Here is a 23089-nt window from a genome sequence, read left to right on the forward strand (position 1 = left end):
AGTGCCGCGCCCCTGCGCGTCCTGCACGCCGTCACCCTGCACTCCCCCACCGGCGCCTTCGGCGGCCCGGTCCGGGTCGCCCTCAACCTCGCGCACGGGCTGCGCGAACGGGGCCACATGCCCCGGCTGCTCGCCCTGGCCGACGGCTTCGGCGCCACATTGCCCACCGATGTCGAGGGCGTCCCCGCCCGGCTCCATCCCGCCCGGCGGCTGCTGCCGCTCGGCTTCAGCGGCATCACGTCCCCCGCCCTGCTGGCCGAGGCGGGGCGGCTCGTGCGCGGCGCGGACGTCGTCCACGTGCACCTCGCCCGCGATCTGGTGACACTGCCCGTGGCCCTCGCCGCGCTGCGCGCCCGGGTTCCGCTGGTGCTCCAGACGCACGGCATGGTCGACCCCAGCGAGAAGCTCCTCGCGAAGGTGCTCGACGCGCTGGCCGTGCGGCGGGTCCTGCGCGGCGCCTCGGCGGTCCTGCACCTGACCGCCCACGAGCGGCGCGGCCTGGACGCCGTCCTCGGTGCTCCGTCGGCCAACGCCGTGCCCCTCGTCAACGGGGTGCCGCGGCAGAGCGCGCGCCCGGCGCCGGACGGCCCGCCGAGGATCCTGTACGCGGCCCGGCTGCAGGCCCGCAAACGACCGTGCGACTTCGTGGCGGCCGCTCCGGAGATCCTGCGCCGCCACCCCGACGCCCGCTTCGTGCTCGCGGGCCCCGACGAGGGCGAACTGGCCTCCGTGCAGAGCCTGATCGACGAACTCGGGCTGCGGGACCGGTTCAGCTGCCCCGGCGCGCTGAGCGCGGCGGAGGTGCTCGCCGAGCTGCGGCGGGCGCACGTCTACGTACTGCCGTCGGTGGACGAGCCGTTCCCCATGTCGGTGCTGGAGTCGCTGTCCGTGGGCACTCCGGCCGTCGTGACCGTCTCCAACGGGCTGGCCGCCGCCGTACGGGACGCCGGCGCCGGACGGGTCGTCGAGAACGCGGCCGGTCTCCCGGCCGCCGTCTGCGAGCTGCTGGAGCCGGAGACGGCGGAGAAGGCGTCGGCGGCGGCGCACGCGCTGGCCTGCTCCGCCTTCTCCATGGAGGCGGTGGTGGACGACCTGCTCAAGGTCTACGGCGAGGCGGTGGGTCAGGCCCGCGCCCAGGCGTAGCAGCCGGAGGACACGAACCGGGCGGCGCCGGACGGGATCGTCAGGGTGTGCCGGTCGGCTCCGCCGGGGGCGGGTCCGGCGGCCAGTTCCCCGCCCTTGGCGTCGGTGACCTGCCATGTGCAGTCGGGGCCGGCCGACAGGGTCCGGTAGCGGCCGGGGGCCGGGGTGCTGTGGGTGCCGTCCGGATAGCCGCCCTTGGCCGCGTCGAGCACCGGCCGCTGTTCGGGGCAGAGATGGGCGACGGCGTCGGCGGCGTCGCGGATCTGCCCGGCGATGATCGCGGCGACGGCCGCGTCCTTGTCGTGCTTGGCGGTGCGTGCGATCCGCTGGCAGGACTCCTTGCCGACGTCCAGCACGGCGGCGGGTTCGACGGACTCGGGCACCCGCCCGCTCAGGTACTTCTTCTCCTGCTCGGTGAAGGAGCCCGTCGCGGGCTTGAGGTCGGAGTCCGGCCGTACGGGTCCGGCCGGCGTGCTCTTCGACGGCGCCGGGCCGTCGTCGGCGGTGGCCTTCTCCTGTTCCTCGGCGAGCCGCTCGGCCGCCGAGAGGGTGGGGGCGGAGGCCGACGGGGCGGCGGCCCCGGTCGCTTCGCCCGTGTCGCCCGAGGAGCAGCCCGTCATGGTGAGCACCGCCGCCAGCAGCAGCGAGGCCGCGGCGGGACGCCGGAGGTGGGTACGCATCTGTTGCTCCTGATCCATGGTTCCCGCAGTGGTGGGGGCGGCGCCGTGGCACCGCCCCCACCACCACGGCCTACTTCGGCGAGAACGTGAGGATGAGCCTGGGCGTTTCGCCCGACGCGGCCGCCTCGCTGGACCACAGCCACAGCGAGTCCGTGCCGTCGGCCGTCAGCGCGAGGCTGTACTCACCGCCCAGGGCCGCGCCGACGGCGGCCTTGTCCAGCTGCACCGAGGCGTTCGTGCTCGCGCCCGTCGGCGGGGTGAGCGTGCCGAGCGACTGGTCGCCGAGGGACGGCTTGGTCGCGTACGTGACCTCGCTCTCCGACCAGGCGCCGGTGACCGGACGGATCCGCACCGGGTCGGCCGAGCCCGCGTACGACGACGAGTCGGTCCGCACCTCCAGGGCCGCGCCGACGAGCTGTGTCCCGGCGGGCGCGGCGGGCAGCGAGAAGCGGAGGTACGTCTCGTACGCGGACGTGCCGCGCACCGCGAGGGAGGTGGAGGAGCCGTAGTTGCTCCCCGCCGCTCCCGCGTTGACGTAGGTGTCTCCGGTGGGCTGCACCGTGGTGACGGTGTCGCCCTGCTGGGACGCGAGCGCGTAGTGGGTGGCCACCTGGTCGCCGGTGAGCGCGGTCGGGTAGACGGCGGTCTCGTCGAGCTGCCCGGCGAAGTAGTTGCTCGACGGGCGGGACGGCCAGCTGCCGATGTTGTCGCCGCCGATGTGCCAGTAGCCCGCGTACTTCTCGTGTCCGGAGTAGGTGTTGCCACCGATCCGCCGGCCGTCGACGTAGAGGGTCATGCCGCCGGGGCCCTGGGTGCCGACGACGTGGTGCCACTTGCCGTCGTTGTAGGAGGACCAGGTGGAGAGGTAGCGTGCCCGGCCGTCGTAGGCACCGAAGTACAACTGCCCCCAGTTGTTCATGTAGATGTGCTTGTCGTACCGACTGCTGTTGCGGGTGGTGTTGTTCCCGAAGCCGATCAGCTTGCCGCCGCGGTTCGTGGTGGTCTTGAACCAGGTCTCGACGGTGTACGCGTCGCCGACCGTGACACGGCGGTCGCCGTACACCTTGTCGTTGGAGCCGTCGAAGCCGAACGCCTTGCTGCCGCCCGCGACCGCTGCCGGGGCCTGGTCGTGCGCGGGGCCGCCGGACTCGAGACCGCTCAGGTCGCCCGTGGACGAGTCGGCCACATAGGGGCCGGCCGTGTCGTCGTAGCGCAGGTACATGCCCGCGCCGTCGGCGATGACCGCCGAGGCGTACGGCTCCGGGGACACCGCCACCGTGGCGGTGGCCGTGGCGGAGAGCCCGCTGACGTTGCCCGCGCCGTCCGTGGCGGTCACGCGGTAGGAGTGGGTGGTGCCGGGGGTCAGCCCGGTGTCGGTGAACGACGCCTGCGGGCGGTGCCACGGCAGCGACTCGGCGTTCAGCGTGGCGACCGGGGTGCCCGCACCGTCCCGGTAGACCCGGTAGGTCAGCCGGCTGTCGTCCAGGTCGAGGCTGGTGCGCCAGCGTACGTGCACCTCGCCCGACCGGACGCTCGCCGCGCTCGCCACCGGTGTGGTGGGCCGGCCGGTGTCACCGGTCGAGGCGAAGCGCGTCAGCCCCTGGGCGGGGGCGCCGTTGACCGTGGTGAACTCGCCGCCGGACCAGAGGTACTCGACGCCGTCCTTGGCCGCGACGGTCAGCACGCGCGGGCCGATGCCCTCGCCGATCCCGTCGTTGGTGTCGGGGAACCAGCCGAGCTTGCCCGTGGACGTGGTGGGCTGGGCCAGGAAGTGGTAGCGGCGCCCGTCGGCGAACTCGTTCTCGCTGGAGCAGTTGTGCGCGTGGGAGGCGCTGTACAGCACGCCCTTGTGGGACTCGACCGCCTGGGTCGCGCCGAGGCAGCTGTCCCGCCAGCGCTGTTCGAAGCCGTCCAGCTCCAGGGCGATGCGGCCGTCGAAGCCGCCGGTGCCCTCGTTGGCGGTGTAGAAGCCGGTGGCGTCGGTCTCGATGTCCTTGACCACCGAGCTGTTCATGATGAAGCCGGGATACGTCTTGGCCAGGGCGCCTGTCGTGGCGTCCACCACCGCGAGGGCGTGCGAACTGGCCCCGTTGACCCGGAAGAAGTCACCGCCGAGCAGGGCGTGCCGCCCGTCGGGCGTGAGCTCGATGGCGCGGCCGGGCTCGTCGGCGTCGGCCTTGAAGGGCCGTAGCGCCCCGCTCACGGCGTCGACCGCGGCGAACCGCTGCCGGGTCTCGCCGTTGACCTGGCCGAAGTCGCCTCCCGCGTACACGGTGTCGTCGGTGACGGCGAGCGCGCGGACCGTCGCCGGGAAGGCGGCGTGGAAGCCGTCCTTGGGCGTGCAGGTGGCGACGTCGATGGCGGCCGCACTGGACACCGGCTTCCCGTTGACCGCGCCGAAGTAGCCGCCGACGTACAGGGTCCGCTTGTCCGGGGAGACGGCCAGGGCCCGGACGGTGGCGGTGCCCGAGGAGACCGTGAAGGACAGTTCGCAGTCCGTGGGAGCGCCGGTCGCGGCGTCCAGCGCCACGAAGTTCAGCGCCTGCTGTGCGGTACCGGACGCGCCGTCCGGGGGCCGTACGGCGGAGAACGTACCACCGGCGAAGACCACGCCGTCGACCTGGGCGAGTGCCCAGACGATGCCGTTGGTCTGCCAGGTGGGAAGGTCGTCCGCGGTGAAGGCCACCGGCTCGGTGAGCGCGGCCGCGGGCGGGGCGGCGGCCGCCCCGATTCCGGCCGTCAGTCCGGCCGCCAGTGACAGGACGAGGGCAGCGTGCAGCCCTCTGGATCTCTTCATGTACCCCCCAAGACCGGAAACGTCTTGCGCTGTGGGCGCCCGTTCGGCGCGGTTCCGGGCGCCTGGTCTGGTCACCCGATCATATGAATGAGCCGTAGAGTAACGGCTGTCCGGCCATTTCTGGCCAACTACGCGAAAAATTCCGGTCCTTCTCTGTCCCCGGTTCTCAGCGGTCTCGGCGGCCTCGGCGGTCTCCGACCGCGGCGTTCTCCGGTCCTCAGCGGTCCACGCGGACCGCTGTGCCCGCCAGTTCGTCCCGCACCTGGCGGATGTCGGCGTCGACCATGATCCGGGCGAGGTCGTCCACCCGCACCTCGGGCTTCCAGCCCAGCAGCCGCTCGGCCTTGCTCGCGTCGCCGATCAGGGCGTCGACCTCGCTGGGGCGCTCGTACTTGGCGTCGTACCTGACGTGCTCCCGCCAGTCGAGGTCCGCGTGGCCGAAGGCCGTCTCCAGGAACTGCCGGACGGTGGCCGCTACGCCGGTGGCGACGACGTAGTCGGTCGGCTCGTCCTGCTGGAGCATCCGCCACATCGCGTCGACGTACTCGGGGGCGTACCCCCAGTCCCGCACCGCGTCCAGATTGCCGAGGTAGAGCTCGCTCTGCAGCCCCGCCTTGATCCGGGCCACCGCTCGGGTGATCTTGCGAGTGACGAAGGTCTCGCCGCGGCGCGGCGACTCATGGTTGAAGAGGATGCCGTTCACCGCGTACATCCCGTACGCCTCGCGGTAGTTGACGGTCGCCCAGTATCCGTAGACCTTGGCGACGCCGTACGGGCTGCGCGGGTGGAAGGGCGTCATCTCGTTCTGCGGGGGCGGGGTCGCGCCGAACATCTCCGACGACGACGCCTGGTAGACGCGGGTGTCGATACCGGAGGCGCGCACCGCCTCCAGGAGCCGCAGCGCACCGAGCCCGGTGACGTCACCCGTGTAGAGGGGCGCGTCGAAGGAGACCCGGACATGGGACTGGGCGCCCAGGTTGTAGACCTCGTCGGGGCGTATGTCGCGCAGCAGGTTCACCAGCGCCACGCCGTCGGACAGGTCGGCGTGGTGCAGCACGAACGACCTGCCGCTCTCCTGCGGCCCCTGGTAGATGTGGTCGATGCGCTCGGTGTTGAAGGTGGAGGACCTGCGCACAAGGCCGTGCACCGTGTACCCCTTGGACAGCAGCAGCTCCGACAGGTACGAGCCGTCCTGCCCGGTGACCCCCGTGATCAACGCGGTCCTGCTCATGTGTGGCATCTCCTCCCGGACGAGCCGGGCACCGGCCCCGTCCGCAGCGTTTCCGGCGTTCTCTTGCGATATGTACTGAAGTTTCGGCCAGGGGCGGGGGCCACGCCCCCGCTCCTGGCATGATCCGGCTCATGACCGACTCGCAGGCGGCGCCGCCGCCCTTCACCCAGTCGTCGCCGCTTCTGCCGCGGCGGGCCCGGATATTCGTCGCCGGCCACCGTGGCCTCGTGGGCTCCGCGATGGTCCGGCGGCTGACCGCCGACGGCCACGAGGTGATCACTCGGGACCGCTCGGCACTCGACCTCCGCGATGCCGACGGCACCGCCGCGTTCCTGGCTGACGCGCGGCCCGACGCCGTGGTCCTGGCCGCGGCCAAGGTCGGCGGCATCCTCGCCAACAGCACCCGGCCCGTCGAGTTCCTCGAGGACAATCTGCGGATCCAGCTCAGCGTGATCGCGGGAGCGCACGCCGCCGGTGTCCGGCGGCTGCTGTTCCTCGGCTCCTCCTGCATCTACCCCAAGCACGCGCCGCAGCCCATCCGCGAGGACGCGCTGCTGACCGGCCCGCTGGAGCCCACCAACGAGCCCTACGCGCTGGCGAAGATCGCCGGGATCTGCCAGGTCCAGTCGTACCGGCGGCAGTTCGGCGCCGCGTACATCTCGGCCATGCCGACCAATCTGTACGGGCCCGGCGACAACTTCGACCTGGAGACCTCCCATGTCCTCCCGGCGCTGGTCCGCCGCTTCCACGAGGCGCGCGAGACCGGCCGGGACGAGGTGACGCTGTGGGGCTCGGGCACTCCGCGACGTGAGTTCCTGCACGTCGACGACCTGGCGGACGCCTGCGTGACGCTGCTGGCCGGATACGACGGTGACGCGCCGGTCAACGTGGGCTGCGGGCAGGACCTGACCATCAGGGAACTCGCCGAGACCGTCGCCCAGGTGACGGGGTTCACCGGCCGGATCACCTGGGACACCACGAAGCCGGACGGGACGCCCCGCAAGCTCCTGGACGTGTCCCGCCTGACGTCGCTCGGCTGGAAGCCCCGCATCGCGCTGCGGGACGGCATCGCGTCGACATACGCCTGGTGGCTGGCCCAGCGGGCAGGCGGAGGCCCGGTGGACGGCCCGGGGGCGGTCACGCGTTACTGACCCCGCCATTCGAGCCTCAGTACGCTCCGCGGCCGTCGACGACGGCGCGGAGCGTACGGCTCATCACATCGAGATCGCTGCTGAACGACCAGTTGTCGACGTAGTGCAGATCAAGCTGAATCGTTTCATCCCAGGAGAGGTCCGACCGCCCGCTGACCTGCCACAGGCCCGTCATACCGGGCCTCACCCGGAGCCTGCGCAGCGCCGTGGCGTCGTACGAGGCGACCTCCTCGGGCAGCGGGGGACGCGGACCTACCAGGGACATGTCACCTCGTAGCACATTGAACAACTGGGGCAGTTCGTCGAGGGACGTGCGGCGCAGGAACCGGCCCACCCGGGTGACCCGGGGGTCGCGGCGCATCTTGAACATCAGACCGTCGTTCTCGTTCCACGCGGCGAGGTCGTTCTTGCGCCGGTCCGCGTCGGTGACCATGGTGCGGAACTTCCACATGGTGAAGGTCTCCTGATCCTGCCCCACCCGCCGCTGCCGGTACAGCGCCGGGCCGCGCGAGTCGAGCCGTATCAGCACGGCGAGGATCAGCAGCAGCGGGGAGAGCAGCAGCAGCCCGGCGGCCGCCCCGCACCGGTCGACCGCGGTCTTCAGCGCGGCCTGGGCGCCATGGCTCAACGGCGGCTCGACCCGCAGCACGGTGAGTCCGGCGACCGAGGCGGCCCGCAGCCGCTTGACCGAGGTCTCGACCAGACCCGGGGTGAGGGCCACCTCCAGGCCGGCGTCGTGGAGCAGCCAGCACAGCTCCCGCAGCCGGTCGCCGGTGAGGCCCGCGCCGGGGGCCACCAGCACCAGCTCGGCGCGGTACCGCCGGGCGGCGTCGACAAGGCGGTGTCCGGCGGCCCTGCCGTCCAGGGCGGGGTCCAGCCGGTCCCGGTCACCGGCCGTGGCGCCGTCGCCTGCCGTGGCGCTGTCGCCGTCGCCGACGAGCACGGTGCCGACCACGGCGTACGGATGATCGGTACGGGACGCCAGCCGCTGGACCGCGCTGTCGAGTGTTCCCGGGCCACCCACCACCAGCACCCGGTCCACGGCCTGGGCGGAGCGCCGGGCCGCGGTCAGATGGCGGTGGATCCCGCGCCTGCAGACCAGCGTGCTCACCAGCGTGGGCGCCAGGGCGGCCAGCGCGGGGTACGGCTCGGGGGTCTGCGCGGTGGCGACGCCCAGCACCGCGAGCGCGGCGATCAGGATCAGCCAGTCGTGCAGCACGGGCAGGGCCCCGCGCGACTCCCCGAGCTCGTCGCGCCGGTACCGGTGGCGGAACGCCTGGATCGCGGCCCAGGCGACGGTGGCGACGGCGGCGGACCGCACGGGGTGCGGCTGGCCGGTCTTCGCGAAGACCAGCGCGACGGACGTGGCGGTGACGGCGACGTCGACGGCGAGCACGGCCGGCAGATACCAGCGCGGCTTCTCGCGACGGCCCTGTGCCGCCGCGCACCCCCGTCCTCGCCGGTCCTCCCGCACGCCGGTCAGCCGCGCGGTACGAACGCCGTAGGTTCCGGTGTCTCCCAAGATTTGCAGCCCCCCCAGGCTTGGAAAACCGCGTTCCCCGCAAGGTCAGTTCAGCGGTTCACACATTTCCTTCACGCGACGGCACACTACGGCACGCGGAGGTTCTACAGAACACGTTCTTCCGTAAGCTCGCGTATACGTACTGTTTCCGGACAGAGACGCGAGCCCGCGCCCGACGGGCTACGCCGGTGCCGCCAGCTCCGCCCACACGGTCTTGCCCGGCGCGCCCTGTGCTCTCTGAACGCCCCAGTCCAGGCAGAGCCGTTGCACGATAAACATGCCGTGACCCCCGGGCCGCCCCGCCCGGTGCGGGGTGCGGGGCGCGGGCTGGCCGGCGCCCCGGTCCTCGACCTCCAGGCGCAGGGTCTTCGCGTGCAGGGAGACCCGCAGCTCCTCGGGGCCCTCGGCGTGGAGACAGGCGTTGGTGACGAGCTCGGAGACGACGAGCAGGACGTCCTCGGCGGCCGCGCGGCGGTCGGCGGTGGCGGCCGGGAGCCAGCCCCAGTCGTACAGCGCCTGGCGGGTGAAGTCGCGGGCGAGCGGGACGATACCGCTGGCGCCGTCCAGCGAGAGCCGACGGGTCTCGCGGCGGCGGCCGCGCGCCCCCTCCGGCGTACCGGAAGGTGCCACGCTCCGCGTGGACGAAGCGCCGGAGCCGCCCGGCTCGGGGCCGAGACCGCTAGGCGGTTGCTGCTGGGTGGCACCCATCAGCGCGTCACCTCACCGATTCACCAGGTCGTCTTTACGTCGACGTCGACATCGTTTACAGAGAGTGTGGCCCCTCGACATCCCATCGCGGGGTCTTCTGGCGTTCTTCTGCCCGGCCGTTTCCGGGCGACACCCACCAGATCGGCCGACGAGGCCGACCGTACGGTGGCGGTCGTCACAGCCTCAGCGCGGCTTCCAGAGAATCATGGAGGGTGAAGACCGCCCCGGCGCCCGTGATCTCGAAGACCCGGGCCACCACGGGCCGCATCGCGGCCAGGTGGACACCGCCGCCGGCCGCCTCGGCCTTGAGCCGGGCACCGAGGAGGACGTTGAGGCCCGTCGAGTCGCAGAACTCGAGCTGTGAGCAGTCGACCACGAGGCGTGCGCGGCCCTGGGTGAGGGCCGCCTCCAGGGGTTCACGCAGCAGATCGGCGGTGTGGTGATCGAGCTCACCCACCGGCGTCAGGATCTCGCTGGGACCTTCCGTCCGGACCCCGACGCGAAGCCGGCCCTGATTCGCGCTGCCGACCGTCTCGCGGCCCATTCCGCCCCTCTTCGCCGATGTCTCTGGGTCGATAGAACCCTACGACGAATCCCGGTCGGCGGGTAGTCGAAGGCCCCCGCAAAGGGTATATACGGAACAAATGACACTTGCACCGGCAGGTGCGAACCCGGTAGGTCTAGTGGGACACCCCCGACACGCTGGCTTTGGAGGCGCCGCACACCGCAGCTTCATGTATGGGCATCGGCGGCCATATGCCGAGAACGATGGAGGAGACCATGTCACCCCGGCTCGACGAAACGCGTACCCCCGACGCGACGTCGGCAACATTCCCGCACGAGATCTTTCTCATAGCCGGCACGGACGGCACGGACGGCACCGCTCACCGCGCCGACCCCGCCGACCCGGCCCGACCGACGGGCCCGGCAGCCCCGGTAGCACCAGCAGATCTGTCCGACCTCTCGGACCTGCCCGAGATCCCCCCGTACGACGAAGTCGAGCCCCTCGACGCACGGGCACTCTCCAAGACGCTCTTCGCGCGGCTCGAGGCCCTCGAGGAGGGCACTCACGAGTACGCGTACGTCCGCAACACCCTGGTCGAGCTCAACCTCGCCCTGGTGAAGTTCGCCGCCTCCCGGTTCCGCTCCCGCAGCGAGCCCATGGAGGACATCATCCAGGTCGGCACGATCGGTCTGATCAAGGCGATCGACCGCTTCGAGCTCAGCCGCGAGGTCGAGTTCCCCACGTTCGCGATGCCGACGATCGTCGGCGAGATAAAGCGGTTCTTCCGGGACACCTCGTGGTCCGTGCGCGTCCCGCGCCGGCTGCAGGAGCTCCGCCTCGACCTGGCCAAGGCCGGTGACGAGCTGGCCCAGGAGCTGGACCGGGCGCCGACCGTCGGCGAGCTGGCCGAGAAGCTCGGCATCAGCAGGGACGAGGTCGTCGAGGGCATGGCGGCGAGCAACGCGTACACCGCCAGCTCGCTGGACGCCCAGCCGGAGGAGGACGACACCGAGGGCGCCCTGGCCGACCGGATCGGCTACGAGGACCACGGTCTGGAGGGCATCGAGTACATCGAGTCGCTCAAGCCGCTGATCGCCTCCCTGCCCCCGCGCGACCGCAAGATCCTCTCCCTGCGGTTCGTCGCCGGGCTCACCCAGTCGGAGATCGGCGAGGAGCTGAACATCTCGCAGATGCATGTGTCCCGGCTGCTCTCCCGCACGCTCGGAAAGCTCCGCAAGGGCCTGACCCTGGAGGAGTGACCCCGGTCGCGTCCCTTCACGCCACGAGGGCCCGCCCCCTATCCGGGGGGCGGGCCTTCGTGGCGTCGCGCGGGCTGGGCCCGGGGGTTTTCCACAGGCTCATGCGCCTTATTGACGGGCAGTCCCGAATTGGGACACATTGGGCCGGGGTTCAGGGGGGATTCGCATGGTTTCTGCGTCCGTATCGGAAGCGTTCATGCGCGAACGGCTGGGCAGAGAGTGCCTGTACATGCCGTCGTGCCGACTCGGTCTGTATGTCGCACTGCGGCACTGGTGCCCGCCCGGCGGGCGTGTCCTCATGTCGCCGGTCAACGACGACGTCATCTTCTTCGTCGTCCTAGCGGCCGGACTGCGGCCCGTACAGGCGCCGTTGAACGCGCACGACGCGTCGATCGACCCGGCGGCGGTCCCCGAGGAGGAGTGGCGCGGCCTGTCCGCGGTGCTCACCACCAATCTGTACGGCAACCCGGACCCGGCGCCGGAACTGGCCGCGAAGTGCGCCCGACTGGGCATCCCGCTGCTGGAGGACGCGGCGCACGCGATCGGTTCGCGGGTCGCGGGGCGGCCGGTCGGGACGTTCGGCGACGCGTCCGTGTTCAGCCTCTCCAAACACACCGGCGCCAAGACCGGCGGGTTCCTGGCGTTACGGGACCCGGGGCTGCGTGCGGAGCTGGCGCGGGCCAGGGACGAACTGCTGCACCCGGTGCGACGCACTGCCGAGCTGGCCTATGTGGCCCGCCCGTACGCGGAGGCGGCGGTGCGCGGGCTCCGGCTGGTGAGGGCCGCGCGGGCCACGCTGCGGCTGCTCGGGCAGGAGGAGCGCGAGGAGATCAGGATGCCCCTGCGCCCCGGCGAGCTGAAGCAGGCGGTGGACGCCGCGCCCGGGCTCGTACCGTTCCACTCGTGGGTCCGGGTCGACCTGCACGACTACCGGCTGGCCCCGGGCCCGGCCCGGCTGCGCCGCACGCACCGGCTCCTGAGCCGCCTCGACGCCACCCTGGCCGCGCACCGGGCCGGTACGGAGCGGCTGCTCGCGTCGCCGTGGGCCGCGCCCGGCGCGGCGGCGGCGCCGCTCCAGCCGCTGTTCCGCGTGCCGCTGCTGGTCGCCGACCGGGACGCGGCCATCGCGGCCCTGGCCCGGCACCGGGTCACCACGGGGTATCTGTACGACCCGCCCCTCGACGACTACGCGGGCGCGGCGTTCACGGACGCGTCGCCCGCGCCGGCTCCCGCCCGCTGGTTCGCCCGGCACGCACTGCCCGCCGACCCGCTCGGGGCGGGCACCGTCCTGAGTGTCCTGCATGCCTCCGGTGCCCGGCCCGCGCCCCCTCCCGGCGAGAGCGGTGCCTGAAAGGACCCGGCTGGAGCCGGACACCCCCACCAAGGCTCTCCCCCAGGGTCCCGTCTCCGCTCGACCCGCGGGAAACCCCGCGGCCTCCGAGAGCGACGGCGCCGTGGCGGAGAGAGCCGCCGCCGTGCCGCGCCCCAGCGGCGACTCGATGTTCCGCAACGCCTACGCGCTGATGCTCTCCACGGGCGTCTCCGCCGCGCTGGGCCTCGGATTCTGGCTGGTCGCCGCCCGCTACTACACCGAGGAGGCCGTGGGGCAGGGCTCCGCCGCCATCGCCGCGATGCGGCTCCTCGCCTCCATCACGGCCACCACGATGATCGGCGCGGTGGTGCGGTACGTGCCGAGGGCCGGGCGCGCGACCGGGCCGCTGGTGTGGCGGGCGTACGGCGTCAGCTCGCTGGTCGTGTGTGCCGCCTGCGCGGCGTTCCTGTTCACGCTGGACCTGTGGGGTCCGTCGTACGCGCCGCTGACCGGACTGCCGGCCGGGCTGTTCTTCACCAGCGCGTGTGTGGCCTGGGCGCTGCTCACCCTCCAGGACGGTGTCCTCACCGGGCTGCGCAAGGCGGTTTGGGTGCCGGTCGGGAACGCCGTGTTCTCGCTCGGCAAGCTGCTCCTGCTCGTGGTGTTCGCGACCTCGCTTCCGGTGCTGGGCATCTTCGTGTCGTGGGCGGCCGCCATCGGCCTGTCCGTGCTGCCGCTGGGCTGGCTGGTCTTCCGGAGGCTGATCCCCCGGCAGGCCGCCGCCGACCGCGACCGGGAGCCGCCCACGCCGCGCGAGATGGGCCGGTTCCTCGCCGGGGACTCGGTGGGCGCGCTGTTCAGCCTCGCGATGATCAACCTGCTGCCGGTGATGGTCGCGGTCCGCTTCGACGCCGCGCACAACGGCTACTTCTACACCGCGTACACCGTCGGCGGGACGATGGAGTTCATGGCCATCAACATGGCCTCGTCGCTGACGGCGCACGCGTCGCACAGTCCGGAGAGCCTCGCCGAGGGGGTGCGCGGCGCGTTGCGGCGGATGGCACTGCTGCTGGTGCCGGTCGTGTTCGTCCTCATCGCGTTCGCCCCGCTGATCCTGACGCCGTTCGGCGCGGCGTACGCGGAGCACGGGACGACGGTGCTGCGGCTGCTGGCGGCCGCCGCCCTGCCGCGCGTCGCCGTCGAGCTGTACATCGGGGTGCTGCGGGTTCAGGGCCGCACGGGGACGCTGGCCGCCGTGCAGGGCGTCATGTGCACGCTGGTGCTGGGCAGCGCGGCGGTGCTGATGACGCCGGCGGGGATAGCGGGCGCGGGCCTGGCGCTGCTGGTGTCCATGACGGTGATGGCGGTCGTGTCGGCGCCGGGGCTGCGGGCCGCGCTGACGGGACGCGAACCGGGACGGCCGGCCTGGTCGCGGAGGCGGCCGCGCGTGAGCGCGACGGCCGGGTACGGAACACGCTGGGCGGCGGCGCGGGACGCCGCCCGGTCGCCCGCGCCGTCGTATCTGCCGGGCGGTCAGGACACGGAGACGCCCGCGTTCGGGTTCCCCGTCGTGTACACCGCCCGGGACGACGGCGCGGGCGGGGGCGCGGCCGTACGGGGCGGCGTACACGACGGGGAGGGCGTGGACGGGGAGGGCGTGGACGGGTCGGGGGGCGGTCGGGCGGTGGCGTGGCTGTGGCTGCTGCTCGGGCTGGCCGCCGGGCTGTTCTGGATACCGCTCGTCCGGCTGATACGGGTCCCCGGGGGCGGCGGCCACGAGCAGTTGTCCGGCACCGGGCTGCCGGCCGCGCTGCCGCCGGTCAGCGTCGTGGCGGGCGCCCTGCTGGTCGTGGTGTTCGCCGGGGCTCTGGCGCTGCCGCGCCCGCAGCCGGCCCTGGCCGTTACGGCACTGCTGGCCACGGTGGCCGCGCTGCACTCGGGCCCGCTGCTGCTGGGCGTCGACCCGGCCCCGGCGGGCGGCCCGGGCGCGGAGGCGGGCGCGTCGCTCGTCGCCACGCTCGCGGCTCTGGAGGCGGACGGCCGGGGCGTGGTGCTGGCCGCGCTGCCCCTCGTACTGCAGGCGCTGTGCCTGGCGCTGGCGGCGGTTGCCCTGTGGGCGCTGGGCGTGCCGGGGCGGGCCGTGGCGGGCGCGGTGTGGGTGCTGGCGGTGGCGGGGTGGGCGGCGCAGGAGGTGTTCGCCGCGGCCGCGGTGCCCGTCTCCGCGGGGCTGTGCGCGGCGGCCGCGGCGGCACTCGTGGCGGCCCGCCGCCGGGGGCCCCGGGGCGACCGGCCGGGTGGGGAGTGACCGCCCGGCGGGGGTGCGACCGGTGCGGCCGGGCTCAGCGGGTCGGGACCGGCTGGCGGAAGTAGGCGTCCTTCCCCGCCTCGCGGTACCCCTCAAGGGCGGGGCCTTCGTTGACGGTGAGGTCGCAGCCCTTGCCCGGCACCGGCCGGTTCCAGTGGACCAGCGCCCTGACCTTCGGCAGTTCGGGCACGACGTCCGGGATCGCGGCGTACCAGTCCCGCTGCCGCTGTGGCCGCTCCGGGTCGGGCGCGGTGGCGAACTCGGCGAGCATCAGCGGCTTGTCGGCCGAGATGTTGGCGCGCAGCCAGTCGTACGAGGGGCGCTGGCTGCGGTCGAAGTCGAGCCAGTTGGTGCTGTTGTGGCAGAGGTAGTAGTTGTACTGGTCCATGCCGATCCAGTCGACGTACGCGTCGCCGGGGTAGAGCCGCTTCATCTGCTCGGCGTGCCCGAGGTAGCCGGACACGGTCCACACCCACACCACGTTGTCGACGCCGAGCTGCCGGAACCGGTCGTGGAGATGGCGCCAGGCGGCGACGAACTCCTCGGGGGTGCCCGCGCCCTCCTTGATCCTGAAGTCGGTCTCCTGGTCGAAGGAGAGGAAGACGCGCTTGCCGTACGCCTTGATGCGGCGGGCCTGCGGGTCGATGATGTCCCGGTCGTACCGGCCGGAGGCGATGTTCTTCCAGCCGAGCTGGGTCTCCGTCCAGTCGGCGTGGTGGGGTTCGGTCCAGACGGTGGACTCCCAGGCGAGCATCAGCAGCCGGTCGCGGCCGAGTTCCTGCTCGTCGGGGGTGAGCAGTTCACCGTCGAGCGGGGTCTTCGACATGTCGTGGTAGTTGTAGACGAGATCCAGCCTGCGGCCGATCTTCTTCTCGAAGGTGAGGACGGCGTCCTTGAGTGAGCCGTTCTCCGCGTACGGCACATAGGCGCCCCACCAGGCGCCGCAGGGCGGTTCGAGTAATCGGCCGGGGGCGCACGGCCCCTTGGGCAGGTCGCCGGACGCGGCGTTCGCCGGGAGCCCCGGGCCGGGGCGGCCGTCGCCGTCGTCGGAGCGGGTGATCCAGACGCCGGCCCCGATGAGCAGGACGCCGACGAGGGCGAGCGCGACCGTGACGTAGTAGTCCCTGCCGGGGCGCCGGCCGGGAGGTCCGGGGAGCCGTACCGTCATCGGCTGCTCCCGGAGGGCACTTCAGGGGGCGCCATCCCACGGGTCTCCGCGTCTCGCGTCGTCTCCGCGTCACGCGTCGTCTCCGCCCCGCGCGCCTCCTCCGCCGCACGCGCCCCCAGCGGGAGCGGAGCACCCGGCAGGGCGGCCGCGGCCGTGGTGAACGCGGCCAGCGCGCCCAGGAACACGGCCACGGAGAACGCCTCCAGCAGGAACAGCGATGTCGCGGTGAGCGTGGCCAGCGCGAGGCTGAGCGGCGCTGCGAGCGCGACGGCCTCCAGCCGGGCGCCCGGCCGCGGCGCCAGCAGCGCGAGGCCGGGCCCGAAGGCGACGAATCCGAGCACGGGCAGCCAGCGCAGCGGCGAGCCGCCGGGCAGCGCGGTCGCGGCGAGGGCGAGCCAGCCGGAGACCGCCAGTCCCACTCTGATCTGTGTACGGGTGAGCTGCATGGCGACCTCCAGTCACCGGGTTCACGGGCTGTGCATCACGGGCTGTGCGTCACGGGCTGTGCATCACGGGCTGTGCGTCACGGGCTGTGGATCACGGGCTGTGGACGAGGACGACCCCGTGCTCGTTCTCCTCCACGACGCGGAAGAGCGGCGAGCGCTTCAGGGCGTCCCGCAGGGTGGCGAAGCCGCCGGGCGGCAGATAGCCCTCACCGATGACGGCCTTCTCCTGCGTCGCGGTGAGGATCACGTACGCGGGGCGGCCCTCCGGGATGCCGGCCGCCAGGTAGCCGGCCGGGTCCTTGAGCATCTTCAGGTTCTCGGGGACGTCCTGCTCGGTGAAGAACCAGCGCTCGTAGTGGTCGTAGCGGGTGTACGCGCCGGGGAACGACCCGCTCGTCGCCATGACCAGCGCACCGTCGGGCGCCCGGTCGTAGCCGCGGCGTACGAGGGCGAGTTCGCCGGGGGCCGCGTAGTGCATGCCCTCCTTGCCGTAGTACGAGGGCAGGAACCCGCCCAGCAGTGCGACGAGCACCACCGGCAGCACCACGGCCGTGCCGCGCCGCGCGACGCGCCACCCCCGCCCGACGGACCCGGCGGCGGGCACCAGGGCCGCCGCGGCGAAGAACGCCGTACCGGGGAGTCCGAACAGATAGACGCGGAAGAGCATTTCGCCGCCGTAGTCGTTCACGGCGAACATCGGCAGGGGCGCGGCGGAGGCGAGCAGCAGAGGCAGGGCGCCGCGTACGAGCTTGCGGCGTACGAGGACGGCGGTGCCCGCGAGTGCGGCGAGGGCGAGCACCATCAGGATGTTGGCCGCGCCGACCAGCTCGGGCCCGGGCCCGGTGGGCTCCCCGGCGTACCCGGCACGGGAGTTGCCGAGCAGGTCGCCCGCGGACTCGCGCAGGCTGCTCATGGTCTCCAGGAACAACACCCGCCCCATCGTCAGGTCCCACACCAGCATCACCAGGCCCGCGACGGCGAGCAGCCCGAGGTTGCGGTAGCGGCGCGTGAGGCAGAGCGCGCCGAGTGTGGCGCAGAGCATGACGGGGGTGAGCTGGTGGGAGGCGTTGATGGTGGCGATCAGCGGGATCAGCAGCAGCACGGCGAGCGCGCGGTGCCGTCTGTCGCTCGCCGCGGGGACAGGGGCGGCGGCCGGGTCGAGGTGGACGCGGTCGCGCAGGGGTCCGGCGGACCCGGGCCGTACGAAGTGCCGTACGACGACGGCGAAGACGGTCAGGTACAGCAGATAGGAGAACCCCTGCGGGGAGAGGTAGTCCTGCCCGACCCAGTTGGCGAGCTGGAAGATCCAGACGCCCGTCCACACGAGCCGCCAGTCGTCGGTGAAGGTCCGGTAGACCAGGACGAGGACCGGCAGCATGAGCAGGCCGAGGGCTACGGGCGCCCAGTTGATGTAGGAGGCGGCCCCCTCGACGCCGAAGGCCCGGACGAGCGCGCCGTTGAGGGCGAAGAAGCCGGGCCACTGGTCGTACGCGCCCATGCCGCCCGACAGTTCGGGGTACGGGTGGACGGTGCCCTCGGCGAGCAGCCGCGTGATCACCTCGTCGTGCTTGGCGGCCCAGGCGTACCGCACCGAGTCGTACAGCACCGGCGGCGGCGCCTTGAGCGCGAAGAGCATCGCCACGACGTACGCGGCGGGCCACCAGGGAGCGGTCCCGGCGCGGCGCAGCGCGACGACGAATCCGGCGGTGAGGACGGCGAGGGAGGCGTAGTAGGCCACCGGGAAGCGGTCGAGAAGCCCGTAGTCCCCGATGTGGCGGAAGCCGATGCGAGGGAGGGCGTACGTCCACAGGGCGGCGGCGACGAGCAGCGGCAGCCAGCAGAACACCACCTGGGGGTGGAGGAGGGGCAGCCGTACGGGGCCGGAGGGCGGGGGCGGCTGCACGGCGTCGGCCTCGGCTTCGGCTTTCGCGGCGTGGCCGAAGCCGAGGCCCGGGCCGTCGCCGGGGCCGCCGGGGCCGTCGCCGCCGCGGAAGCCGGGGCCGTCGCCGCCGCGGAAGCCGTCGCCGCCACCGTCGCGGACGCCGCCGCTGTCGTCGATTCCGGTCCGCTCCCCCGGTGGCAGCTCGCTGCCCTCGGTGGCTGGTGCGGGCACGCGTTGCTGCACGGTGCGACTCCCCCCACGAATCCCCTCAGCGAAGTATAGGAACATCCTCCGCGTTTGGGTGGCTGTCGTACACCCTTGGTACACAAGGGAGTTGATCGTCCGAGTTGATCCGTTCCAGGCCGTCTCCCGACGGATGTCACCCCGCGAATTCCGGCCCACCGCGCACGACGGCCCGGGCCCTGCGGTAGAGCCGCCAGCCGACGGTGGCGGGCGAGTCGGGGTACGGGGCGGTCCGGGCCCCCCGCCCGGCCATCCAGTCCTCGACGTCGGCGACGGTGTGGCCTCGGCGGACGATGAGCCGGGCGATGCGGTACGTCTCGTCCGTCCGCGAGCTGAGCGCGTGCCGGACGGCGACGGCCGAGGTGTACCCGGCGGCGCGGGCGGCGTGGCGCACGGCGCGGCTGTTGTAGCCGTGCGGGTAGGCGAGGTGGGTCACGGCGTGCCCGAGCGCACCCTCCAGGACAAGCCTGGACTCGCGCAGCTCCCGGCGGAGGTCGCGGGGCGTGAGCGTGTCGAGCTGCGGGTGCGTGACGGTGTGGGCGCCGATCTCGATGCCGTACTGCTCCAGCCGCGGGGCCTGGCCGAGCGCCATCATGGGCGCGGGCGGCAGGAGGCTGGACCGGCCCGGCGTGATGGCCCCGGTGGTGAGGTAGGCGGTGGCGGGCAGGGAGCGGGCCGCCAGGGCTTCGGCGGTGGGCCCCGGCAGGTCGGCGAAGCCGTCGTCGAAGGTGAGGACGACGGCCCGCTCCGGGAGGTCGCCGCGCCCGGCGAGATGGTCGGCCAGCACGGACAGGGGTACGGCCGAGCGCCCGCTGCCGACGACGGCGTCGAGGTGTTCACGGAACTGCTGGGGCGTGACGGTGAACTCGGCGATCCAGTCGGGCGGGTCGTCCATGACGGCGTGGTAGAGGAGCACGGGAATGGCGGGTCGCATGTCACCTCCCGGGGAAGCCGGTGCCGCGCGTCCGGCGACGCGCCTTCAGGTATCCGATCGGACCGTGCAGCATGCCGCGCCGCTCCAGACGGGAGAGCTCACGGGGCCAGGGGTGGTCGTGACCGCCGTGCTCCCCGGGCACGCCGCCGGCCGCCCCGCTGGCGTCGGCCGCCCCGCCCGTGCCGGCCGCCCCGCTCACACCGCCCGTACCGGCCGCCCCGCCTCCGCGACTGGCGGTCATGGCCCTGGCGTGGGCGAGCCCGCGGGGCAGCCGGGCCAGGAGGGCGGGCAGGAGGGCGGGACGGCGTACGAGGAGGGCGGTGAGGTACGCGGTGAGGCCGGCGCCGTACCCGTACGCCTGGTTCCTGAGGTCCTGCCAGGTCTCGCGGTGGTGGTGCCAGACGACGGCGTCGGGCGTGTAGCGGAGCCGGTGCCCGGCGGTGAGGACGCGGACGAACCCGTACAGGTCGTCGCCGCCGCGCGCGGGGGTCCCGGTCCCGGTCGCCGGATCGAAGCCGCCGACGTCCCTGAGGGCCTGCGCGCGGAACGCCATGTTGGCGCCGGAGCCGAAGCGCCCGGCGGTGAACGGGAAGAGCGGCTCGTCGTCGGGCGGCCGGTGGGGGTCGTAGTCGCGGGGCCGGAAGCCCTTGGCGAACCCGCCGTGGCTTTCCAGGAGGAGCTGGGCGGGCGTCTGGAGGCGGGCGGGCAGGATGAGCCCGGTGACGCATCCGATGCGCGGGTCCTCGGCGAAGGGCGCGGTGAGCGCGGTCAGCCACCCCGGGTCGGCGACGACGTCGTCGTCGGTGAAGGCGAGGACGGGGCCGCCGGCGACGGCGAGCCCGCGGTTGTGGGCGACGGCGAGGCCGGGGGTGTCCTCACGGACGTACCGGACGCGGTCGGCGTACGTGCGCCGGACCAGCTCCTCGGTGGCGCCGCTGAGAGGCGCGTTGTCGACGACGACGATGTCGTAGTCGGGATGGTCCTGGTCGAGCAGTGAGTCGAGCGCACGGGCGAGTTGCCCGGAACGCTCGCGGGTGGCGACGACGACGGAGGTACGGGGCGGGCGGGCCGACTGCGCGGCGGCCGCCGCCGCTTCACGCCCCCGGACCCGCTCGCGGGCGGCCCGCAGGAGGCGGTCCCCCGGCTCCTCGCCCTCCGGTACGTGGACGAGCAGGGTGGCGGCGGGCCGGCCGCGGACCCGGACGAGGGCGTAGACGTACGCCCCGGGCCGGGGCGGGACCCCGCCGGGCGCGGGACGTAAGGACAGCAGAGCCCCGTCACCGGAATCGAGATCGACCTGGACGACGGCAACCGGCGCTTCCGGCAGCGGCACATCAGCCATGGGTTCCCCCACGGAGCCTCCCGACGTGGTTGAGGGCGCGCTGGGCGTATCCGGCGAGCCGGGGACGGTTGCGTACGTAGCTGTGGGCGCGGCGTACGGGTGCGCGGCCGAGCCAGTGGAGCCCGGCGCGCACTCCGGGCCGTGTGCAGGCCCCTTCGTGGACCCGCAGCTCGCCGGTCTTGAGCGAGTCCTTGTACTCGGCGGCACCACGCCCGAGATCGAGCAGCCCGATACCTTCCCGGGCGGCGGCCTCGGCCATCCGCAGGTGCAGGATCAGCCCCGGCGAGAACTTGGCGAAGGCCGGGTCGTAGGCAGGGAACCAGCAGGACAGAACGGTGCGCGAGCGCAGCCCGAAGTGGGCGGCGACGGGCTGCTCGCCGACGTACAGCACGGAGAGGGTGCCGCAGCAGCCCGGGCCGCGGGTGTGGCGGTGCAACTGCCGCACGAGCCCGCTGATCCACTCCTGCGCGAAGCGGTCGCGGCGCCCGGTGCGGCGGTACTGCGCGGACTTCCACCGCATGAGCGTGCGCAGCGCCTCCGGATCACGCTCGTCGAACACGAACCGCACCGCCCCGTCGGCCTGCCGCCCGAGCCGCCGTTCCTTGGCCAGGGTGGTACGCAGGAACTTGGGCGACTGGACCCGTAAGAGCTCCTCGTAGACCTCGTACCCCTCACCGATGTCGATGACGGGCGAGGAGAACGATTCGGCGACACCGTGGACGAAGGCGCCCTGCCCCGCCTCCAGGTTGTCGAACTCCCAGGCGGCGAGCCCGCACCCGCGCAGCAGCTCACGCGCCCCGACCCCCAGACCCGGCCGCAGAACGGCCCCCTGGCAGTCGGACACCCCGAACCCGATGGCCCGCCCCTGCCCCAGGCCCCTCGTCTCGTACGGAAAGAACCCGACGGGCTCGCCGTCCTCCATCAGCACACCGACGCGCGCGGTCCGTGGCCGCACCTGCCCGACGGCCAAGGTGAACTCCGGCTCCATGAAGGGACTGGCGGGTGTCCCCGCCTTCCCCCGCAGCTCCCGCCAGGCTTCGATCTCCCGCGCGCTCAGCTCCCCCGGCCTGACAACGCGCACCCGCACCCGCACACCGCTCAACTCCGACCCCCCGGTCTCCCCCTGGGTCTCCCCCGAGCCTTGCTGGAACAGGACGGTACCGGTCGACATCCCCACCGGACAGGGGCAATCCCCCAATTCGTGACCGACCCGTGAAGAACCCCCGCGCCGCCCCTCAACGGTCGATCGCCGCACTTGACGGACAAGTGTGGCGCCGGCACAGGGCTGGGGCAGTCGGGCCGTAAGCGGTGCGGCCGGCAGGCGATGCGTGGTTACGCCGACCGTAACCCGAGGTACGGACAGGGCGCCCGCGTCCTCCGGATCGACGTGCTCGCGTCCCGGTGCCGTGCGTTCCGCGACGGCGAGATGCCCCCTCTTCTTCACCGGGTAAGGACCCACTCCCGTCCAAACCAGCATGTCTCACCTGATCGGGTGAGTAGGTGGCAGAACGGGCGGGCGGCGCGGTAGCGTCACGCCAACTCACAACATCCATAAAAGACTTCGGCCCCCGGCGGGACTGGCATCCCGGTCGAGGGCCTATCACCTGGAAGGCACACTTCCCGATGACTGTTGCGCAGTTTAACGCGCGGCCCTGCCCGCGCGGCGGCTCTTCAGCCGCAGGAGTGACCCACATTCGGCATCGGCACCGCGAGAAGTTCACCGTTGTCGGCAACCACCTCGCCCAGCACCAGGGGCTCTCCGCGTGCGCCGTCGGCATCGGGGTGTACATCCAGTCGCTGCCCGACGGTGCGCCGGTCACCATCAAGGTCCTCGCCGCGCACTTCCGGGAAGGCGAGCGGCGGATCGCCCAGGCGCTCAACGAGCTGCAGGAGGCCGGGTATCTGGAGCGGGAGCGGCGGCGGGTCGACGGGGCTCGGATCGTGACCTTCACCCGGTGGTACGAGCATCCCCATCAGCGGCGGGCCGCCGCCGTCCCGGAGGTGAAGTCGCGGGTCGCGACGCCGCCGACCCCGACCCCGACCCCGGCGCCTCGGCCGGCTGTGCCGCACCGGCCGCCCGCGCCGCTCCCCGACGCCCTGCGGCCCGCCGCCCGCCTCCTCGCCGGTCTCCGTCAGCGCGAGCCCCGCCTCCCTCTCTGCGAGCAGGATGTCCACCGGCTCGCACCGCTCCTGCAGGAGTGGCTCGCGCGCGGGTTCAGCGACAGCGCGGTGTTCCGTACGCTGACCGGCGACCTGCCCTCCGGGACCATCCGCTGGCCCGCGCGCCTCATCGAGTACCGGCTGCGGGAATGGGTGCCCCCGCATGTCCCCGACGACGGACCCGACCCGGGCGGCAGGCCGCTGCCCCTCCAGAACTGCGACCGGTGCGATCACGCCTTCCGAGCCGCCGAACCAGGCGTGTGCCCGGGATGCGCCGCCGCCGCGGGATAGGTTCTCGACG

The 23089-nt window shown here is 73.0% G+C and carries 18 protein-coding genes; 6 read left to right on the top strand and 12 right to left on the bottom strand.

Annotated features, from left to right (window positions below; genetic code table 11):
- Window positions 1-12 precede the first annotated feature (12 nt).
- The gene (locus tag FVS66_RS01385; RefSeq protein WP_149179126.1) at window positions 13-1143 is read left to right on the top strand and encodes a glycosyltransferase; all 1131 of its coding nucleotides are present in this window, start codon (window positions 13-15) and stop codon (window positions 1141-1143) included.
- On the opposite strand, the gene FVS66_RS01390 is transcribed toward FVS66_RS01385, so the two are convergent.
- From FVS66_RS01390 to gmd, 3 genes are all read right to left on the bottom strand, one after another.
- Window positions 1122-1823 carry a hypothetical protein gene (locus FVS66_RS01390; RefSeq protein ID WP_149179094.1) on the bottom strand — a complete coding sequence of 234 codons (702 nt, stop codon included), beginning with the start codon at window positions 1821-1823 and terminating at the stop codon, window positions 1122-1124. The genes FVS66_RS01385 and FVS66_RS01390 overlap by 22 nt on opposite strands.
- 70 nt (window positions 1824-1893) lie before the next feature.
- Window positions 1894-4620: a DNRLRE domain-containing protein gene (locus FVS66_RS01395; protein WP_149179095.1), complete on the bottom strand. Its 2727-nt coding sequence runs from the start codon at window positions 4618-4620 to the stop codon at window positions 1894-1896.
- A gap of 217 nt (window positions 4621-4837) precedes the next feature.
- Window positions 4838-5851, bottom strand: a complete 1014-nt coding sequence (gene gmd, locus FVS66_RS01400) for a GDP-mannose 4,6-dehydratase (RefSeq protein WP_149179096.1) — start codon at window positions 5849-5851, stop codon at window positions 4838-4840.
- Window positions 5852-5970: 119 nt separating this feature from the next.
- Here gmd and FVS66_RS01405 point away from each other — a divergent pair, with 119 nt between their 5' ends.
- Window positions 5971-7002, top strand: a complete 1032-nt coding sequence (locus FVS66_RS01405; RefSeq protein ID WP_399224634.1) for a GDP-L-fucose synthase family protein — start codon at window positions 5971-5973, stop codon at window positions 7000-7002.
- A 16-nt stretch (window positions 7003-7018) separates the two neighbouring features.
- On the opposite strand, the gene FVS66_RS01410 is transcribed toward FVS66_RS01405, so the two are convergent.
- From FVS66_RS01410 to FVS66_RS01420, 3 genes are all read right to left on the bottom strand, one after another.
- Window positions 7019-8524: a sugar transferase gene (locus tag FVS66_RS01410; protein WP_262386735.1), complete on the bottom strand. Its 1506-nt coding sequence runs from the start codon at window positions 8522-8524 to the stop codon at window positions 7019-7021.
- Window positions 8525-8704: 180 nt separating this feature from the next.
- The gene (locus tag FVS66_RS01415; protein WP_149179098.1) at window positions 8705-9232 is read right to left on the bottom strand and encodes an ATP-binding protein; all 528 of its coding nucleotides are present in this window, start codon (window positions 9230-9232) and stop codon (window positions 8705-8707) included.
- A gap of 175 nt (window positions 9233-9407) precedes the next feature.
- Window positions 9408-9776, bottom strand: coding sequence for an STAS domain-containing protein (locus tag FVS66_RS01420; RefSeq protein ID WP_149179099.1), 369 nt, complete (start codon window positions 9774-9776; stop codon window positions 9408-9410).
- Between the two features lie 224 nt (window positions 9777-10000).
- Between FVS66_RS01420 and FVS66_RS01425 the strand changes: the two genes are divergently transcribed.
- From FVS66_RS01425 to FVS66_RS01435, 3 genes are all read left to right on the top strand, one after another.
- A complete protein-coding gene (locus FVS66_RS01425; protein WP_149179100.1) occupies window positions 10001-10996 on the top strand; it encodes an RNA polymerase sigma factor SigF in 996 nt (331 codons plus the stop codon).
- Between the two features lie 196 nt (window positions 10997-11192).
- Window positions 11193-12347 (top strand): DegT/DnrJ/EryC1/StrS family aminotransferase, encoded by a 1155-nt coding sequence (locus tag FVS66_RS01430; protein WP_149179101.1) that lies wholly within the window; start codon window positions 11193-11195, stop codon window positions 12345-12347.
- Entirely contained in the window at window positions 12340-14613 is a 2274-nt protein-coding gene (locus FVS66_RS01435; RefSeq protein ID WP_399224637.1) for a lipopolysaccharide biosynthesis protein, read from the top strand. The genes FVS66_RS01430 and FVS66_RS01435 overlap by 8 nt, the downstream gene beginning before the upstream one ends.
- A gap of 34 nt (window positions 14614-14647) precedes the next feature.
- Here the strand turns inward: FVS66_RS01435 and FVS66_RS01440 are convergent, their stop codons facing one another.
- The 6 genes from FVS66_RS01440 to FVS66_RS01470 all read right to left on the bottom strand — a co-directional run bounded on the left by FVS66_RS01440 (window position 14648) and on the right by FVS66_RS01470 (window position 21715).
- The gene (locus FVS66_RS01440; RefSeq protein ID WP_149179103.1) at window positions 14648-15781 is read right to left on the bottom strand and encodes a glycosyl hydrolase; all 1134 of its coding nucleotides are present in this window, start codon (window positions 15779-15781) and stop codon (window positions 14648-14650) included.
- On the bottom strand, window positions 15778-16227 hold the full coding sequence (locus FVS66_RS01445; protein WP_262386736.1) for a hypothetical protein: 450 nt from the start codon (window positions 16225-16227) through the stop codon (window positions 15778-15780). Before FVS66_RS01445 ends, FVS66_RS01440 begins: the two co-directional genes overlap by 4 nt.
- Window positions 16228-16318: 91 nt before the next feature.
- Complete coding sequence (locus FVS66_RS01450; protein ID WP_262386737.1) at window positions 16319-18352, bottom strand: hypothetical protein; 2034 nt, start codon at window positions 18350-18352, stop codon at window positions 16319-16321.
- Between the two features lie 136 nt (window positions 18353-18488).
- On the bottom strand, window positions 18489-19286 hold the full coding sequence (locus FVS66_RS01460; protein WP_262386738.1) for a polysaccharide deacetylase family protein: 798 nt from the start codon (window positions 19284-19286) through the stop codon (window positions 18489-18491).
- Window position 19287: 1 nt separating this feature from the next.
- Window positions 19288-20628 carry a glycosyltransferase gene (locus FVS66_RS01465; RefSeq protein WP_149179104.1) on the bottom strand — a complete coding sequence of 447 codons (1341 nt, stop codon included), beginning with the start codon at window positions 20626-20628 and terminating at the stop codon, window positions 19288-19290.
- Window positions 20621-21715, bottom strand: a complete 1095-nt coding sequence (locus FVS66_RS01470) for a GNAT family N-acetyltransferase (protein WP_149179129.1) — start codon at window positions 21713-21715, stop codon at window positions 20621-20623. The genes FVS66_RS01465 and FVS66_RS01470 overlap by 8 nt, the downstream gene beginning before the upstream one ends.
- Before the next feature lie 596 nt (window positions 21716-22311).
- Here FVS66_RS01470 and FVS66_RS01475 point away from each other — a divergent pair.
- Window positions 22312-23079: a helix-turn-helix domain-containing protein gene (locus FVS66_RS01475; protein WP_262386739.1), complete on the top strand. Its 768-nt coding sequence runs from the start codon at window positions 22312-22314 to the stop codon at window positions 23077-23079.
- The last annotated feature ends 10 nt before the right edge of the window (window positions 23080-23089 follow it).

The sequence above is a fragment of the Streptomyces sp. TRM49041 genome (genome assembly GCF_008271805.1).
In the GTDB taxonomy this organism is placed as follows: domain Bacteria; phylum Actinomycetota; class Actinomycetes; order Streptomycetales; family Streptomycetaceae; genus Streptomyces.